Source organism: Microbacterium sp., assembly GCF_049650565.1.
In the GTDB taxonomy this organism is placed as follows: Bacteria; Actinomycetota; Actinomycetes; order Actinomycetales; family Microbacteriaceae; genus Microbacterium.
Window position 1 is genome coordinate 1 of the sequence record NZ_JBASAK010000025.1, and the last position, 15900, is coordinate 15900.

At 68.0% G+C, this 15900-nt stretch carries 17 protein-coding genes and 1 tRNA gene; 16 read left to right on the forward strand and 2 right to left on the reverse strand.

What is annotated here, in order from left to right; translation table 11 throughout:
• Positions 1–240 precede the first annotated feature (240 nt).
• The 12 genes from WA967_RS03725 to WA967_RS03780 all read left to right on the forward strand — a co-directional run bounded on the left by WA967_RS03725 (position 241) and on the right by WA967_RS03780 (position 10761).
• Positions 241–1626 carry an amino acid permease gene (locus WA967_RS03725; protein WP_424419586.1) on the forward strand — a complete coding sequence of 462 codons (1386 nt, stop codon included), beginning with the start codon at positions 241–243 and terminating at the stop codon, positions 1624–1626.
• Positions 1627–1706: 80 nt separating this feature from the next.
• A complete protein-coding gene (locus WA967_RS03730) occupies positions 1707–3071 on the forward strand; it encodes an NAD-dependent succinate-semialdehyde dehydrogenase (RefSeq protein ID WP_424419552.1) in 1365 nt (454 codons plus the stop codon).
• Between the two features lie 114 nt (positions 3072–3185).
• Positions 3186–3620, forward strand: coding sequence for a pyridoxamine 5'-phosphate oxidase family protein (locus WA967_RS03735; RefSeq protein ID WP_424419553.1), 435 nt, complete (start codon positions 3186–3188; stop codon positions 3618–3620).
• 43 nt (positions 3621–3663) lie between these two features.
• Positions 3664–5388: a ubiquinone-dependent pyruvate dehydrogenase gene (gene poxB / locus WA967_RS03740; RefSeq protein WP_424419554.1), complete on the forward strand. Its 1725-nt coding sequence runs from the start codon at positions 3664–3666 to the stop codon at positions 5386–5388.
• A 173-nt stretch (positions 5389–5561) separates the two neighbouring features.
• Positions 5562–5634: transfer RNA gene (locus WA967_RS03745), tRNA-Trp, on the forward strand.
• 41 nt (positions 5635–5675) lie between these two features.
• Positions 5676–5942: a preprotein translocase subunit SecE gene (gene secE / locus WA967_RS03750; protein ID WP_298865757.1), complete on the forward strand. Its 267-nt coding sequence runs from the start codon at positions 5676–5678 to the stop codon at positions 5940–5942.
• Between the two features lie 62 nt (positions 5943–6004).
• Positions 6005–7039: a transcription termination/antitermination protein NusG gene (gene nusG / locus WA967_RS03755; RefSeq protein ID WP_424419555.1), complete on the forward strand. Its 1035-nt coding sequence runs from the start codon at positions 6005–6007 to the stop codon at positions 7037–7039.
• Positions 7040–7160: 121 nt separating this feature from the next.
• On the forward strand, positions 7161–7592 hold the full coding sequence (rplK, locus tag WA967_RS03760) for a 50S ribosomal protein L11 (RefSeq protein ID WP_424419556.1): 432 nt from the start codon (positions 7161–7163) through the stop codon (positions 7590–7592).
• Positions 7593–7603: 11 nt separating this feature from the next.
• Entirely contained in the window at positions 7604–8293 is a 690-nt protein-coding gene (gene rplA / locus WA967_RS03765; protein WP_424419557.1) for a 50S ribosomal protein L1, read from the forward strand.
• A 193-nt stretch (positions 8294–8486) separates the two neighbouring features.
• Positions 8487–9299 (forward strand): amino acid ABC transporter substrate-binding protein, encoded by an 813-nt coding sequence (locus WA967_RS03770; RefSeq protein ID WP_424419558.1) that lies wholly within the window; start codon positions 8487–8489, stop codon positions 9297–9299.
• Between the two features lie 9 nt (positions 9300–9308).
• Entirely contained in the window at positions 9309–9971 is a 663-nt protein-coding gene (locus WA967_RS03775; RefSeq protein WP_424419559.1) for an amino acid ABC transporter permease, read from the forward strand.
• On the forward strand, positions 9958–10761 hold the full coding sequence (locus WA967_RS03780; protein WP_424419560.1) for an amino acid ABC transporter ATP-binding protein: 804 nt from the start codon (positions 9958–9960) through the stop codon (positions 10759–10761). The genes WA967_RS03775 and WA967_RS03780 overlap by 14 nt, the downstream gene beginning before the upstream one ends.
• Before the next feature lie 35 nt (positions 10762–10796).
• Here the strand turns inward: WA967_RS03780 and WA967_RS03785 are convergent, their stop codons facing one another.
• On the reverse strand, positions 10797–11465 hold the full coding sequence (locus WA967_RS03785) for a LysE/ArgO family amino acid transporter (protein ID WP_424419561.1): 669 nt from the start codon (positions 11463–11465) through the stop codon (positions 10797–10799).
• 70 nt (positions 11466–11535) lie between these two features.
• Here WA967_RS03785 and WA967_RS03790 point away from each other — a divergent pair, with 70 nt between their 5' ends.
• Positions 11536–12420 carry a LysR family transcriptional regulator ArgP gene (locus WA967_RS03790; RefSeq protein WP_424419562.1) on the forward strand — a complete coding sequence of 295 codons (885 nt, stop codon included), beginning with the start codon at positions 11536–11538 and terminating at the stop codon, positions 12418–12420.
• A gap of 48 nt (positions 12421–12468) precedes the next feature.
• Here the strand turns inward: WA967_RS03790 and WA967_RS03795 are convergent, their stop codons facing one another.
• Complete coding sequence (locus tag WA967_RS03795) at positions 12469–13146, reverse strand: YqaJ viral recombinase family protein (protein WP_424419563.1); 678 nt, start codon at positions 13144–13146, stop codon at positions 12469–12471.
• A gap of 277 nt (positions 13147–13423) precedes the next feature.
• Between WA967_RS03795 and WA967_RS03800 the strand changes: the two genes are divergently transcribed.
• The 3 genes from WA967_RS03800 (at position 13424) to rplL (ending at position 15737) form a co-directional block, all read left to right on the forward strand.
• The gene (locus WA967_RS03800; RefSeq protein ID WP_424419564.1) at positions 13424–14431 is read left to right on the forward strand and encodes a hypothetical protein; all 1008 of its coding nucleotides are present in this window, start codon (positions 13424–13426) and stop codon (positions 14429–14431) included.
• Positions 14432–14816: 385 nt separating this feature from the next.
• A complete protein-coding gene (rplJ, locus tag WA967_RS03805) occupies positions 14817–15305 on the forward strand; it encodes a 50S ribosomal protein L10 (RefSeq protein WP_424419565.1) in 489 nt (162 codons plus the stop codon).
• A 48-nt stretch (positions 15306–15353) separates the two neighbouring features.
• On the forward strand, positions 15354–15737 hold the full coding sequence (gene rplL / locus WA967_RS03810; protein ID WP_424419566.1) for a 50S ribosomal protein L7/L12: 384 nt from the start codon (positions 15354–15356) through the stop codon (positions 15735–15737).
• Positions 15738–15900: the final 163 nt, after the last annotated feature.

Here is a 15900-nt window from a genome sequence, read left to right on the forward strand (position 1 = left end):
CGCGATCGCCGGGGCGCGGCAGCGGGCCATGGCACTCACGAGGCGCTCCGGCTCTGCCACTACTTCCACATCAATGACGATCTGTGCGGCAGACGGCTCTGCGCCCTGCTCGCCTGAGTGAGGACCACTATGAGACAACCATCGACCAGCAAGTGGGAACAGCCCGTCTCTCCGCAGACGTCAGCGGGCTTCCCCGCCGCGCGGCAGCACGGTCGTAAGCTCCGGTCGCGCCACGTGACCATGATCACGCTCGGCGGGATCATCGGAGCGAGCCTGTTCGTTGGCTCCGGCAACGTCATCCGTGCGGTCGGCCCTGCCGCCGTGATCTCATACCTGGTCGGCGGCCTGCTCGTCTACCTGGCGATGCAGATGCTCGGTGAGATGGCCGCATCGCGCCCGGCGATCGGCTCCTTCATGGAGTACGCCCGCGTCGGCCTCGGCAACTGGGCGGCGTACCTGGTCGGATGGCTGTACTGGTACTTCTGGGTGGGCGTGCTGGCGTATGAGGCCGTGCTGGGCGGCGAGACCGTGCACAGCTGGTTCCCCGGACTGCCGTCGTGGCTGTGCTCACTGCTGCTGATCGGGCTTTTCGTCGGCACCAATGTGATCTCCCTGCGCACCTTCGGCGAAGTCGAGTTCTGGCTCGCCAGCATCAAGGTGACCGCCATCGTGGTATTCCTCGGCGCGGGCGTGCTGTTCGCGCTGGGGCTGTGGCCCGAGTCCTCCGGAGCCACCATCTCGAACCTGTGGGAGCACGGTGGATTCGCACCTCACGGCGTGGACGTCGCCCTCACCGGAGTGGCACTGGTGATCTTCTCGTACTTCGGGACGGAGATCGCGGTGATGGCCGCGACCGAGTCGGTGGACCCGGCCAAGGGCATCCGCCAGGCCACGTCGACGATCGTCTGGCGCATCCTGCTGTTCTTCGTCGGCTCGGTTCTCGTCATCGTGACCGTGATTCCGTGGGATGAGCTCCCGATCCCCAAGGATGTCGCCAACGCACCGTTCACGGTGGCGCTGGAGCGCTTCGGGATCCCCGGCGCGAGTGTCATCATGCAGCTCGTCATCTTCACCGCCGTCATCTCGGTGCTCAACTCCGGGCTGTACTCGGCGTCGCGGATGTTCTCGGCGCTCGCCGTCGAGGGCTTCGCCCCGAAGATCATCGCGAAGAAGGCGAAGAACGGGGTTCCGGTGATGGCGCTGCTGGCCTCGACCATCGGCGGCCTCGCCGCCACCGTCGTGAACTTCATCGCACCCGGCACCGGGATCTTCGACTTCATCATGAACTCGGCAGGGCTGGTTGCGCTGCTGGTCTACGTGTTCATCGCGCTGACGCAGTGGCGGCTCCGCGCGAAGATGACCCCGGAGGAGGTCGCCGGTCTCAAGCTGAAGGTGTGGTGGCATCCCTGGCTGAATGTGTTCCTGATCGCCTGCATCGCCGCGGTGGTGGGCATCATGCTCACATCCGAGAGCGGGCGCACCCAGGTGTGGACGAGTCTCGTGGCGACGGGTGTCCTGGTGCTGTTCTGGCCGCTCGTGCGCAAGAATCTCGCCAAGCGCTCCATGCGCACCGAGTCCCGGAGCGCCCCCGAGGATGATCTCGAGTCCGTGACCGGGGCAGTATGAGCCGCACGTGAGCGGCATCCGGAACCACGATCCGATCGGCGGCCACGAGCTGCCGACCGGCTGAAACAAGGAGAAACGACATGACCGACTACGCCGTCGTCAACCCGGCCACCGGCCAGACCCTCGCCACCTACGACACGCTCACCGATGAGCAGGTCGAGCAGGCGCTGGCATCCGCGGCATCCGCTCACCGGATCTGGGGCCGCACCTCCGCCGTCGCCGAGCGTGCGGAGCTGGTGCGCCGCATGGCGCAGCTGCACCGCGAGCGCCGCGAGGAGCTGGCGGACATCTTCGTGCGAGAGATGGGCAAGCCCCGCGAGGCCGCCCTGGGCGAGGTCGACTTCGCCGCCGACATCGCCGAGTTCTATGCCGACAACGCCGAGAAGATCCTCGCTGACCAGCCCATCGACATCCTCGGCGAGGGCACTGCGGTCATCCGTCGCTCCTCGCTCGGGCCGCTGCTGGGCATCATGCCGTGGAACTTCCCGGCCTACCAGATCGTGCGCTTCGCCGCCCCGAACCTGGTGGTGGGCAACACGATCCTGCTCAAGCCCGCGCCGCAGTGCCCGGAGTCGTCGAGCGCGATCGCCGACATCTACCGTGATGCGGGGTTCCCCGAGGGCGCGTATCAGAACGTGCTGGTCAGCAACGAGCAGATCGCGACGATGATCGCCGACCCGCGCGTGGCGGGCGTGTCGGTCACCGGGTCCGAGCGGGCGGGCGCGGCGGTCGCCGAGGCCGCCGGCCGCAACCTGAAGAAGGTCGCGCTGGAGCTCGGCGGGTCCGACCCGTTCATCCTGCTCTCGACCGATGATCTGGATGCCGTGGTGCAGAACGCCGTGGACGCCAGACTCGACAACAACGGGCAGTCCTGCAACGGCGCCAAGCGCTTCATCGTCGTGGACGGCCTGTACGACGAGTTCACCTCGAAGTTCACCGCCGCGATGGCAGCCGTCGAGGCCCGCGACCCCATGCTGGACGACACCGTGCTGGGCCCGCTCTCGTCCGAGGCCGCCGCCGAGCGACTGCAGGCGCAGATCGACGGAGCGGTCTCGCAGGGTGCCACGGTGCTCACAGGCGGCACCCGTGAGGGCGCCTTCTTCGCGCCGACCGTGCTGGCCGATGTCACCCCCGAGATGGATGTCTACCGCGAGGAGCTGTTCGGCCCCGCTGCGGTCGTCTACCGCGTGGCCGACGAGGACGCCGCGGTGCACCTGGCCAACGACACCTCGTTCGGCCTGGGCTCGTACGTGTTCACCACCGACCCCGCGCAGGCCGAGCGGGTCGCGAACCGCATCGAGGCGGGCATGGTCTACGTCAACCTGGTGCTGGCCGACAGTCCTGAGCTGCCGTTCGGCGGCGTGAAGCGCAGCGGCACCTCCCGCGAGCTGGGCCTGCTGGCCGCCGAGGAGTTCGTGAACAAGAAGCTCATCCGCATCGGCTGAGGCGTGGCAAGGCGGCATCCCGCCTCGCCATCGCCTGTCGCCCGGAACCGGCGCATCACCTCCCGCCCTCGGCGATTCGGCGATACGCTCTGACCAAAGCGGAAGGAGCACGTCATGAGCACCGAGGATCCGGTCGTCCGGCTGAGCGAGGACGAGTGCTGGCGGCGGCTGGAGGGACCGGAGATCGGACGTCTGGTGACGCATGTCGGGGAGGTGGTCGACATCTTCCCGGTCAACTACGTCGTGGACGGCCACTCGCTCGTGTTCCGCACTGCCGAGGGCAGCAAGCTCGTCGAGCTGACGGTCAACGACGAGGTGATCTTCGAGGTCGACGATCACACGGATGCCGACGCCTGGAGCGTCATCGCGCGCGGCACCGCGCATGCGCTCGAGACACTGGCGGAGCGCGAGGCGGCCGACCGACTGGGCCTGAAGCCGTGGATCCCGACGCTGAAGTACAACTACGTGCGCATCACGCCCGCCTCGCTGAGCGGCCGCGCGTTCCGGCGCACTCCGGAGCCCGAGCGCTACGGGGTCTCGGACTACTGAGCAGCACGCGCCCCGACCAGCCCCACCGGCATAGGCTCGTCTTATGACGACCGTCGCTGAGAACATGGTGCGCACACTGCGAGTGAACGGCATCGACCGCGTCTACGGCATCCCGGGCGATTCGCTGAACGGCTTCACGGATGCCCTCCGCAAGGACGGCACGATTCGCTGGGTGCACGTACGTCACGAGGAGTCCGCCGCGTTCGCCGCGGCGGCGGATGCTGCGCTCACCGGGGAGCTGGCCGTCGTCGCCGGCTCCTGCGGCCCGGGCAACCTGCACCTGATCAACGGGCTGTACGACGCGAACCGCTCGCGTGTGCCCGTGCTCGCCATCGCCGCGCACATCCCCACGGTGGAGATCGGCACCGGTTACTTCCAGGAGACGCACCCGCAGGAGCTGTTCCGCGAGTGCAGCGTGTACGTGGAGTACGTCGCCGACCCGTCGCAGATGCCACGGCTGATGGAGATCGCCATGCGCGCCGCCATCGAGCAGCGCGGCGTGGCCGTGCTGGTCATCCCCGGAGACGTGGCCCTGGCCGAGATCGCCGACGACCGCGCCGTCGTCATCCCGCGCGCCACGCCCGTCATCACTCCCAGCGCGGATGAGCTGGATCGCGCGGCAGAGCTGCTCAACGGATGCCGACGCGTCACGATCCTCGCCGGTGCGGGCGTCGAGGGCGCCCACGACCAGGTCATCGCACTGGCCGACCGGCTGGCGGCGCCCATCGTGCACGCCCTCCGCGGCAAGGAGCACATCGAGTACGACAACCCGTTCGACGTCGGCATGACCGGCCTGCTGGGATTCGCCTCGGGGTTCCGCGCCATGGAGGACGCCGAGGGTCTGCTGATCCTGGGCTCCGACTTCCCCTACACGCAGTTCTATCCGGACGGCGCCACGACCGTCCAGGTCGACATCCGCGGCGAGCAGCTGGGCAAACGGCATCCGCTCGATCTGGGTCTCGTGGGCGACGTGAAGGCGACCGCCGAGGCCCTGCTGCCGCGACTGACCGCCAAGGCCGACCGCACCCACCTCGACGACGCCACCGCGCACTACCGCAAGACCCGGGCCAAGCTCGACGACCTCGCCGTGCCCGCTCGAGGCAAAGCGCCGATCCACCCGCAGTACCTCGCCCGACTGATCGACGAGGCCGCGGCATCCGACGCCATCCTCACAGCCGACGTGGGCTCGCCCACGGTCTGGGCGGCCCGGTACTTCACGATGACTGAGAAACGGCGTCTGATCGGGTCGTTCAACCACGGCTCCATGGCCAACGCGCTCCTGCACGGCATCGGCGCGCAGGTCGCCGAGCCCGACAGGCAGGTCATCGCTCTGGCCGGCGACGGCGGACTGTCGATGATGCTCGGCGAGCTGATCACCCTCACCCAGAACAAGCTCCCCGTGAAGACCATCGTGGTGAACAACTCCTCGCTGAACTTCGTCGAGCTGGAGATGAAGGCAGCCGGCTTCGTCACCTACGGCACCGACCTGCAGAACCCCGACTTCGCCGCCGTCGCGCAGGCGCTCGGCATCTTCGCGCGGCGCGTGGAGCGCTCGGAGGATCTGCTGGATGCCGTCGCCGAAGTGCTCGCGCACGACGGACCCGCGCTGCTGGACGTCGTCACCGAGCGGCAGGAGCTGTCCATGCCGCCGTCGATCAAGGCCGAGCAGGTGAAGGGCTTCGCGCTGTATGCCATTCGCACCGTGATGTCCGGTCGCGGCGACGAGCTGCTGGACCTCGCGAAGGCCAACTGGCGCCAGCTCTTCTGACACCCGCGCGCTGCTCCGAGCCGACGCCGTCCCGGCCCCCTCCCACGCCCGGGATGTCGGCCCGGTTCGGCCAGACGGATCGGATGCCGTACACTTGAGGGGCAGTTGTCTGCATCCTTCACTGTGCCCTCATCGGCACACGGGTATGCGGACCCAGGGGCCCTCCGGTCTCTAGGGCGGTAGCTCAATTGGCAGAGCAGCGGTCTCCAAAACCGCAGGTTGCAGGTTCGATTCCTGTCCGCCCTGCGCGTCAGCGCACATGCTGACTCACGAAAGGTACTTGCAGGATGGATCAGGACGACGTTGGCGGCGAGGCCGTCGCATCAGGCCCGTACTCCCTGCGGGACAAGCAGCTCGGCTTCTTCGGTCGCATCGCGCTGTTCTTCCGGCAGGTGTGGAGCGAGCTGCGCAAAGTCGTCACGCCGACCCGCAAGGAGCTGATCAAGTTCACCGTGGTGGTGCTGGTCTTCGTGCTGATCGTGATGGGGCTGGTCTACGGCTTCGACACGTTCTTCGGCTGGGTCACGCACCTGGTGTTCGGGCTTCCCGACTGACGCACCCTCCGACGAGCTCGGCGCCATCCGCCCGGCCCTCGCAGTGAATGGAAAGAAGCAACGTGTCTGAACGATATTCCGACGACGCAGACTGGGCCACCGCGGCCGAGCAGTCCAGCGAGGTGGACGAGGCCCAGGAGGGCAGCGTGCTCGCCGAGCAGGAGCAGTCCGTCGCATCGGCGGAGAACGTCGCCCTCCACGTGGAGGACGAGGACGGCTCCGACGAGGAGTACGACGACACGGACGACATCGACATCGAAGACCCGGAGGCGGACGCGATCGTGAACGACGCTCTCAACCTGGACGAAGCGGCTGAGTCTGAAGCAGCCGCCGAGGTCCTCAACGACGCTGTGGCAGAGGAGGCCGCCGAGGAGGAGGCCGCTGCCGCTGAGGAAGTGGCGCCGTACGACGGCCCCGACGTGGACGGCGACGACGACGCCGACGAGGCGGACGCCGATGAGGCTGCTGCCGAGGAGGATCCGTACGAGGCGTTCCGCATGGACCTGCGCATGCTGCCGGGCAAGTGGTACGTCATCCACTCCTACGCCGGCTTCGAGCGCAAGGTGAAGGCCAACATCGAGCAGCGCAAGCTCGCGCTCGAGGTGGAGGACGAGATCTACCAGATCGAGGTCCCCATGGAGGACGTCGTCGAGATCAAGAACGGCCAGCGCAAGATGGTCACCCGCGTGCGCATCCCCGGCTACGTGCTCGTGCGCATGGAGCTCAACGAGGACACCTGGTCTGTCGTGCGCCACACGCCGGGCGTCACCGGCTTCGTCGGCAACGCCCACAACCCCACGCCGCTGCGCTTCGAAGAGGCCTTCAACATGCTGAAGGCGCTCGTCGAGGTCAAGGACGTCCCCACCGCGAAGTCCATCGCGGCCAAGGGCGGCGTGGCCGTCGCCCGTCCGCTGGCCGCCGAGGTCGACTTCGAGGTCGGCGAGACCATCACGATCAAGGAGGGCTCGTTCGCGGGCCTGCCCGGCACCATCAGCGAGATCAACGCCGCCGCGGGCAAGCTCACCGTGCTGGTCTCCCTGTTCGAGCGCGAGACTCCCGTGGAGCTGGCCTTCGAGCAGGTCACCAAGATGCTCTGATCGCCCTTTTCGGGTAGGATCAAGAGGTTTGCGCCTCGCGCGCGAGCACCACCGCGCCTCGGAGATGCCGGGGTTGCGGGAGAGGGATGCCACCGGCATCCGCTCGATGAAAGGAACAAGAATGGCACCCAAGAAGAAGGTGACCGGCCTGATCAAGCTTCAGATCAACGCCGGTGCTGCCAACCCGGCGCCGCCGATCGGCCCCGCGCTCGGTCAGCACGGCGTGAACATCATGGAGTTCTGCAAGGCGTACAACGCCGCGACCGAGTCGCAGCGCGGCAACGTCATCCCCGTGGAGATCACCGTCTACGAGGACCGCAGCTTCACGTTCGTCCTGAAGACCCCGCCGGCAGCAGAGCTGATCAAGAAGGCCGCGGGCGTCGCCAAGGGCTCCGCCACTCCGCACACCGTCAAGGTCGCGAAGATCACCGCCGAGCAGGTCCGTCAGATCGCCGAGCAGAAGCAGGCCGACCTGAACGCGAACGACATCGACGCCGCGTCCAAGATCATCGCCGGAACCGCCCGTTCCATGGGCATCGCGGTCGAGGGCTGAGGGAGATAACAATGGCTACCAAGTCCAAGGCCTACAAGGCTGCCGCCGCCAAGATCGAGGCGGACCGCTTCTACACCCCGGCCGACGCCGTCGCTCTGGCGCGCGAGACCGGCTCGGCGAGGTTCGACTCGACCGTCGAGGTCGTGCTGAAGCTCGCCGTCGACCCCCGCAAGGCCGACCAGATGGTGCGCGGCACCGTCATGCTGCCGCACGGCACGGGCAAGACCGCCCGCGTCATCGTCTTCGCCAACGGCCCGGCTGCTGAGGCCGCCATCGCCGCCGGCGCCGACGAGGTCGGCAGCACCGAGCTGATCGAGAAGGTCGCCGGCGGGTGGACCGACTTCGATGCAGCCGTCTCGACCCCTGAGCTCATGGGTCAGGTCGGCCGTCTGGGCAAGGTGCTGGGTCCCCGTGGCCTGATGCCGAACCCCAAGACCGGCACCGTCACCCCCAACCCGGCCAAGGCCGTGGAGGAGATCAAGGGCGGCAAGATCGAGTTCCGCGTCGACAAGCACGCCAACGTGCACTTCATCGTCGGCAAGGCCTCGTTCTCGGCCGAGCAGCTGGGCGAGAACGTCAACGCCGCTCTCGAGGAGATCGTGCGCCTGAAGCCGTCGAGCTCGAAGGGCCGCTACATCCAGAAGGGCACCGTGTCGACCACGTTCGGCCCCGGCATCCCGCTGGACGTCAACGCCATCTGATGCATAGACGGGCTGCCCGGCCCGTCGCAGCAAGACCCCCGCCCGGTCCCCCGGCGGGGGTCTTGTGCTCAGCCCGCGTGCGCTCCGTGAAATCGGGCGTCATGCGAATTCGGATGCCGCAACGGCCCCGCATACTGTTGAATCGTCCGCGCGTCATCCCGCGCGCGACGCACGTACCTCAGGAAGGTCCCACATGTCACGCCGTCTCATCGCCACCGCAGCCGCACTGGTCGTCGCCGTCACCGCGCTGGCCGGATGCAGCAGCACGGCCGCCCCTGAACCGGGGTCCTCGTCGGCGGGTTCCGACCTCGGGCTGGTCTCGGCGGGCACGCTCACCGTGGCGACGGAGGGCACCTACCGGCCGTTCAGCTTCCACGCCGACGGCGGCACGGGCGAGCTCACCGGATTCGACGTGGAGATCATCAAGGCCGTCGCCGACAAGCTCGACCTGAAGGTGGCCTTTCAGGAGACCCAGTGGGACGCCATCTTCGCGGGGCTCGACGCCGGCCGGTTCGATGTGATCGCCAACCAGGTCACCATCAACACCGAGCGCAAGGCGAAGTACCTCTTCAGCACGCCGTACACGGTGTCGCCCGGTGTCATCGTGGTGCCGGAGGACAACACCTCCATCACCTCGTTCGCCGACCTCAAGGGCAAGACGACCGCGCAGTCGCTCACCAGCAACTGGAACGACCTGGCCGTGAAGTCCGGCGCCAAGGTCGAAGCCGTCGACGGCTGGTCGCAGGCAGTGGCGCTGCTGCGTCAGGGGCGCGTGGATGCGACCATCAACGACAAGCTCACCTACCTGGACTACGAGAAGACCGATGGCCCCACCGGACTGAAGATCGCCGCCGAGACCGATGAGGCGGGCGAGCAGGCGTTCGCCTTCACCAAGAAGTCGCAGAAGCTCGTGGATGCCGTCGATGGCGCGCTCGCGGATCTGCGGGCCGACGGCACCCTCGCCAAGATCAGCAAGAAGTACTTCGGCGCCGACGTCACGAAGTAGGGTCGGATCATGGATGCCGGGCAGCTGTTCCTGAACGCGCTCGGACCCATCGCGCTGAGCGGTCTGCTGAGCACCATCCCCCTGGCGCTCGTCTCGTTCGCGCTGGGGCTGGTGCTGGCGATCGTCGTCGCGCTGATGCGGATCTCCGCGAATCCGGTCGTGGTCGGCATCGCGCGGTTCTACGTGTCGATCATCCGGGGTACGCCGCTGCTGGTGCAACTGTTCGTGATCTTCTACGGGATGCCGGCGGTCGGCATCGTCATCGACCCCTGGCCGAGTGCCATCGTCGCGCTCTCGCTCAACGTCGGCGGCTACGGCGCCGAGGTCGTGCGAGCGGCGATCCTGTCGGTCCCGCAGGGGCAGTGGGAGGCCGCGTACACGATCGGGATGAACCGCACGCGCACGCTGACCCGCATCATCCTGCCGCAGGCCGCACGGGTCTCGGTGCCGCCGCTGTCGAACACGTTCATCTCGCTGGTGAAGGACACGTCCCTCACCTCCACGATCCTCGTCACCGAGCTGTTCCGCGTATCTCAGCAGATCGCGGCGTCGTCGTACCAGGTGATGGTGGTCTATCTCACTGCGGCCCTGGTGTACTGGGTGATCTGCCTGGTGCTGTCCACGGGGCAGAGCGCCCTGGAGAGGAGGCTCGATCGCCGTGTCGCTGCCTGAGGGGAACCCGTCGATCGCGGCATCCGCTGAACCGCTGCTGACCGCGACCGGTCTGCGCAAGAGCTTCGGATCCCACGAGGTGCTGCGGAGCATCGACCTGACCCTGCACCGCGGCGAGGTCGTGGTGCTGATCGGCCCGAGCGGATCGGGCAAGACCACCGTGCTGCGCTCGCTGAACGGCCTGGAGACGCCGGACGGCGGCAGCATCCGCGTGGAGGGCGGGCCGGAGATCGACTTCTCCGCACGTGTCAGCGCTCCGCAGCGCGCGGCGCTGCGGGACCGCTCGGCGATGGTCTTCCAGCATCACAACCTGTTCCCGCACCTCACCGTGCTGCAGAACGTGATCGAGGGTCCGTGGCGCGTGCAGCGCCGGCCGAAGGACGAGGTGATCGCCGAGGCGCGCGCACTGCTCGCGCGAGTGGGGCTGGCCGACCGGGAGGACGCCAGGCCGCATCAGCTCTCCGGCGGGCAGCAGCAGCGCGTGGGCATCGTGCGCGCACTGGCGCTGCGACCTGACCTGCTGCTGTTCGACGAGCCCACCAGTGCGCTCGACCCCGAGCTGGTCGGCGAGGTGCTGCTGGTGATCAAGGAACTCGCCGACGAGGGGTGGAGCATGGTCGTGGTCACCCACGAGCTGAGCTTCGCCCGGGAGGCTGCGGATCGCGTGCTGTTCATGGACGACGGCGTGGTGGTCGAACAGGGCGCGCCCGAGCAGCTGTTCAGCAATCCGCAGCACGACCGCACGCGAAGGTTCCTGACGCGCATCCTGCGGCCGCTGGGCGGGGACTGAGGAGCGGATGCCGGTCAGCCGGTGACGGATGCCGGTCAGCCGGCGAACACGGGCAGCACCAGCAGCACGCCCATGATCACCAGCAGCACGGCGATGCAGGTGTCGAGGATCCGCCAGGCGCGCGGGGTGCGCAGCCAGCGACCGAGATGCCGGGCGCCGAAGCCCAGCGCGAAGAACCAGGTGATGCTGGCGATGATGGCACCTATCGCGAACAGCCAGCGCTGATCACCGTGCGTGGCGGCGATCGAGCCGATCAGCAGCACGGTGTCCAGGTACACGTTGGGGTTCAGATAGGTGAACGCCAGCGTGGCGATGACCACGGTGGCCAGGCGCGACCGGGTCGCGGTGGCGGTGCTGCCTGTCGTCCCGACGCTCTCTGCGTTCTCCACGGGCGCGGCGGTGTCGGCGACGAGCGTCTCGCCGCCCGAGCCCCACGCCCGTCGTGCGGCGTAGACGCCGTAGATCACCAGCGAGATGCCGCCCAGCCAGCGGGCTGCGATCAGCAGCCACGGCAGCTGTCCGATGAGGTAGCCCAGTCCCGCGGTGCCGGCCAGCACCAGGAGGGCGTCGGATGCCGCGCAGATCAGCACTACGGGAAGGATGTGCTCGCGACGCAGCCCCTGGCGCAGCACGAACACGTTCTGGGCGCCGACGGCGATGATGAGCGAGAACATGAGGCCGAGGCCGGAGAGCAGAGTGAGCACGTCTTCACGCTAGGGCTTTCGCTGAAACAGCTCCAGCGAAGATAGCTGCATCAGCATTAGCATGGCTTATGTGAGGATCGATGCGCAGCTGGCGGCCACCGTCGCGGTGGCCATCGACGAGGGCAGCTTCGATGCGGCCGCCCGTCGGCTGCACATCACGCCGTCGGCAGTGAGCCAGCGCATCAAGGCCGTCGAGCAGCAGCTGGGGCGCGTGGTGGTCGTGCGCTCTCGCCCGGTGCGAGCCACCGAAGCCGGTGAGGCACTGGTCAGGTTGGCGCGGCAGGTGCAGCTGCTCGAGCACGACGCCGTCGCCGCGTTCGGGCTGGGCGACGTCGACGGCGCGGTGCCGAGGATCCGTGTACCGCTGGCGGTGAACGCCGACTCGATGGCCACGTGGTTCCTGGCCCCCATCGCGCGGGTCGCTCAGCGGCATCCGATCGATGTCGACCTGCACCGCGACGATCAGGACTACACGGCCCGGCTGCTGGAATCGGGGGAGGTGATGGCGGCCGTCACCAGCGAATCCGCGCCGGTGGGCGGCAGCGCGGTCACGCCACTGGGCGTGTTGGAGTACCGGGCCATGGCGACGGCGGGCTACGTCTCCCGCTGGCTTCCGCACGGGGCGACGCCCGAGGCGCTGCAGATGGCGCCGTTCGTGGACTTCGATCGTCGCGACGACCTGCAGCAGGACTGGCTGCGGGCCAGGGGAGTGGACCCGTGGTCGGTGCCGAGGCACTACGTGCCGGCATCCCACGACTTCTCGCAGGCGGTGCGGCTCGGGCTGGGCTGGGGCCTGATCCCCGCGCCGCAGGCGAGCGATGATCTCGTCGAACTCGGCGGTCGGCCCACGCGCGTGCCGCTGTACTGGCAGCAGTGGAACCTTCGGTCGCCCCTGTTGGACGCCCTCGCCGCCGAGGTGCTGTCCGAGGCGCGCCGCGTCCTCGCTCCGCTGTAGAGGCCTCTCGCTTTCCGTGCTCTTGCCGCGGATGCCGAGGGGCGCGGGTCAGTCTGAGAGCGCCAGTGCGCGGAACATGTCGCGCTCGCGCAGCGATGAGCGTCGTCTGGGTGCCAGCGGTCCGCGGGCGGGGGGAGTCTGACCGGTCGTGCGGTGGTACAGCTCGTCGATCAGCCGGTTGGCGAGTCCCACCAGGCGCGTGATCTGCTTCTCATCGCGATCGATCCACACGCACTTCGGCTCGTCGTGAACGGGCTGGAAGTCGACGTGCTCCTCCCAGACGAACAGCGTCCGCTCGGCTCCCAGCACGTACTGCTGCCACCAGATCTGACGCAGGTAATGGCGCGGGATGCTGCTCCACGACTTGTTGGTGGTCTTGATCTCGGACAGCAGGATGCGGCCGTCGGCCTCCTGCACGACGCCGTCGGGGGTCGCGAGGTGGCGCTGCTCGACCTCGGCTCGGAACAGCGCGGACGAGGGCAGGATGCCGTGGGTCGCGGCCACCCAGGCGGCGATCTCAGGCTCGCGACGGCGGCCGTGGTCGGTGTACGCGTTGCCCTGGAAGTGCGGACCCCGGCCGAGCTTGGCGTCTGCCGCGCGCGCGATCGACGTCTCGCTGGAGAGCCCGGCGACGTCGGTGGCCGTGATCCCGCGGGTGCGCGCACGGAGCCAGGAGACCCTGTCGCTGGAGTCCGCGATGATGCGGGCCTGGAGTTCCGGGGTCACGCATCGAGGTTACCCCTCGCTGCGCGCCCGTCCTGTCCTCCCACGCCGCCTCGTGCTCCCCGCATCCCTCCCACCCTCTGGCGTCGAGAGCACGGGACCTCGCCGGGTGGACGGGAAGTTTGCGCTGACAAGCTGTGCTCTCGGCGAGATGTCGTGCTCTCGACGGAGGAGAGGGGGCGGGGGGGACTGTTGTGCACAAATCGGGGGTGGGGGCGAGTTGTGCACACGGCATGGGAATCGGGGGTGCCGGGTGCGGCGGAGTGTCGGAGCATGAGGGATGCTCATCGAACCAGACACGCGAATCCGCGCAGCATCCGATGCTCGACCGCATCTCGAGCATCTCGTCCGCTCCCGCGACGATCTCATCCTGAACGGCTGGACGGATCGCTCCATCGCGGCGGCCGTGAGGTCGAAAGAACTCGTGCACATGCGGCGGGGCTGGTACATCGATGCCGCCGAACGGAACAGGCTGACGCCGGAGCAGCAGCACCACGCGCAGATCATCGCTGTGGCGCGGGACTCCGAGGGCGGAGCAGTCATGTCGCACACCTCGGCCGGCGTGATCTGGAATCTGCCGTTCTATCGCATCGGGTTGGTCCGTGTGCACATGACCACGGATGCCCCGCGCCGCATCTCTAGCGCGCCAGATGTGCTGCGGCATGTCGCACCTCTGCCGGCCGAAGACCTGGTCGTCATCGACGGCATCCGCTGCACCTCCCTGTCGCGCACGGTGTTCGACCTGTGCCGGATGCTGCCGATGGAAGCGGCCGTCGCCATCGCCGATGCGGCTGAGCGACTGATGGGTGAACGCATCCGCGAGTGGGATGTGGAAGCCGTCGCATCGTGGCGCGCAGGTCTGCGGGAACGATTGGATGCCGCCGCTGGTGCACGCGGCGTGCGGCAGGCGCGCTGGGTCGCCGACTTCGCCGATGGCCGCGCCCAGCTGCCAGGGGAGAGCGTCAGCAGGCTGCAGCTGCATCGGCTCGGCTTCCCCGCACCGCAGCTGCAAGTTCCCGTCCCCGGACCGGCCGGAAAGATGTACTTCGTCGACTTCGGCCTCGACGAGTCGAATGCGTTCGGTGAGTTCGATGGCAAGGGCAAGTACCTCGACGAGGCGCTGCGGTCAGGGCGCACCATCGAACAGGTGATGCTCGACGAGAAGGAGCGCGAGGACTGGATCCGGGGGACCACCGGCCGCCGCTTTGCGCGATGGGGGTCCCGTGAGATCAAGACCCCGCAGGCGCTGGCCGCCCGCCTCGCAGCCTTCCGCATCACCCCGCCCTGACCCCCCCTTCTCTCCCCCCGCCCCGCCTGTTCCTCCGTCGAGAGAACGGGACCTCGCCGAATGCACGGGATGTTCGCGCCAACAAACCGTGCGCTCGCCGAGATGTCGTGCTCTCGGCGAAGAGGGTGGGGGAGGAGAGGGGGCGGGATTTGGGGAGAGAGTGCGGATGCCGTAGAGTGGGAGCAACCGAAGACCGCCGGTCATCGTCGTGCGCGAGCACGAGGATCGAAGCACTGCTCAGCAGGGGCCCGCGCAGGTGTCATAGAGAGTTTCTCCTCGAGATCCACGCTCCGTGCGCTTGCGCCGGAGCGTTTTTGTTTGACACGCGGGTGGTCGGGGCCGATGTCGCGCAGCCGCGCGGCATCCGTACACGTTAGGAGTGACCATGGCGCAGAAGGATGCAACGGTTGCCGAGCTCACGAAGAACTTCGAGAACTCGAACGCCGTCCTGCTGACCGAGTACCGCGGTCTGACGGTTGCCCAGCTCAAGCAGCTGCGCAACAGCATCCGTCAGGACGCGGAGTACGCCGTGGTGAAGAACACGCTGACCAAGATCGCCGCGAACAACGCGGGGATCACGTCGCTGGACGACGACCTCAAGGGTCCGTCGGCTGTGGCGTTCGTGCATGGTGACTTCGTCGCCACTGCCAAGGCTCTTCGTGACTTCGCCAAGGCCAACCCGCTTCTCGTGATCAAAGGCGCCGTGTTCGAGGGCAACACCCTCGACGCCGCCCAGGTCGACAAGTACGCCTCGCTCGAGAGCCGTGAGGTTCTGCTGGCGAAGGCAGCGGGCATGATGAAGGCGACGATGGGCAAGGCTGCCGCCACCATCGACGCGCTTCGCGAAAAGCTGGAGACCGCCGAGGCCGCGTGAGCGACCGGCGTCTTCCCCACACAAACCACACGTATTAGGAGAAACATCATGGCGAAGCTCACCACTGAGGAGCTGCTGGAGCAGTTCGCTGGTCTGACCCTTGTCGAGCTCAGCGAGTTCGTGAAGGCGTTCGAGGAGAAGTTCGACGTCACCGCTGCCGCCCCCGTCGCCGTCGCCGGCGCCGCTGGTGGCGCTGGTGCCGCTGAGGCCGAGGAGGAGAAGGACTCGTTCGACGTCATCCTCGAGTCGGTCGGCGACAAGAAGATCCAGGTCATCAAGGCCGTCCGCGAGCTCACCTCGCTGGGCCTCGGCGAGGCCAAGGCCGTCGTCGACGGTGCTCCGAAGGCCGTCCTCGAGGGCGCGAACAAGGAGACCGCCGACAAGGCGAAGGAGGCCCTCGAGGCCGCCGGCGCCACTGTCGTCCTCAAGTAGTCCTGTCTGGGGCGAAGCGCGAGGCGCATCGCCCTGCGCAGCGCGCGAGCGCAGACATCCTTCAGAAGGCCCCGGGTTCGCCCGGGGCCTTCTGCCGTACCTCGGGCGACGCTTCGCGTGCACGGAGCGAGGGTCGGCGACGCTTCGACAGGCTCAGCGACCC

What these genes read in the sequence shown, in the direction of transcription:
- WA967_RS03735 (WP_424419553.1), top strand. Translation starts at nt 3,186, where the DNA reads ATGAGCACCGAGGATCCGGTCGTCCGGCTGAGCGAGGACGAGTGCTGG.
- rplA (WP_424419557.1), top strand. Translation starts at nt 7,604, where the DNA reads ATGGCTACCAAGTCCAAGGCCTACAAGGCTGCCGCCGCCAAGATCGAG.
- WA967_RS03775 (WP_424419559.1), top strand. Translation starts at nt 9,309, where the DNA reads ATGGATGCCGGGCAGCTGTTCCTGAACGCGCTCGGACCCATCGCGCTG.
- rplK (WP_424419556.1), top strand. Translation starts at nt 7,161, where the DNA reads ATGGCACCCAAGAAGAAGGTGACCGGCCTGATCAAGCTTCAGATCAAC.
- WA967_RS03725 (WP_424419586.1), top strand. Translation starts at nt 241, where the DNA reads ATGATCACGCTCGGCGGGATCATCGGAGCGAGCCTGTTCGTTGGCTCC.
- rplL (WP_424419566.1), top strand. Translation starts at nt 15,354, where the DNA reads ATGGCGAAGCTCACCACTGAGGAGCTGCTGGAGCAGTTCGCTGGTCTG.
- WA967_RS03770 (WP_424419558.1), top strand. Translation starts at nt 8,487, where the DNA reads ATGTCACGCCGTCTCATCGCCACCGCAGCCGCACTGGTCGTCGCCGTC.
- rplJ (WP_424419565.1), top strand. Translation starts at nt 14,817, where the DNA reads ATGGCGCAGAAGGATGCAACGGTTGCCGAGCTCACGAAGAACTTCGAG.
- secE (WP_298865757.1), top strand. Translation starts at nt 5,676, where the DNA reads ATGGATCAGGACGACGTTGGCGGCGAGGCCGTCGCATCAGGCCCGTAC.
- WA967_RS03730 (WP_424419552.1), top strand. Translation starts at nt 1,707, where the DNA reads ATGACCGACTACGCCGTCGTCAACCCGGCCACCGGCCAGACCCTCGCC.
- poxB (WP_424419554.1), top strand. Translation starts at nt 3,664, where the DNA reads ATGACGACCGTCGCTGAGAACATGGTGCGCACACTGCGAGTGAACGGC.
- WA967_RS03800 (WP_424419564.1), top strand. Translation starts at nt 13,424, where the DNA reads ATGCTCATCGAACCAGACACGCGAATCCGCGCAGCATCCGATGCTCGA.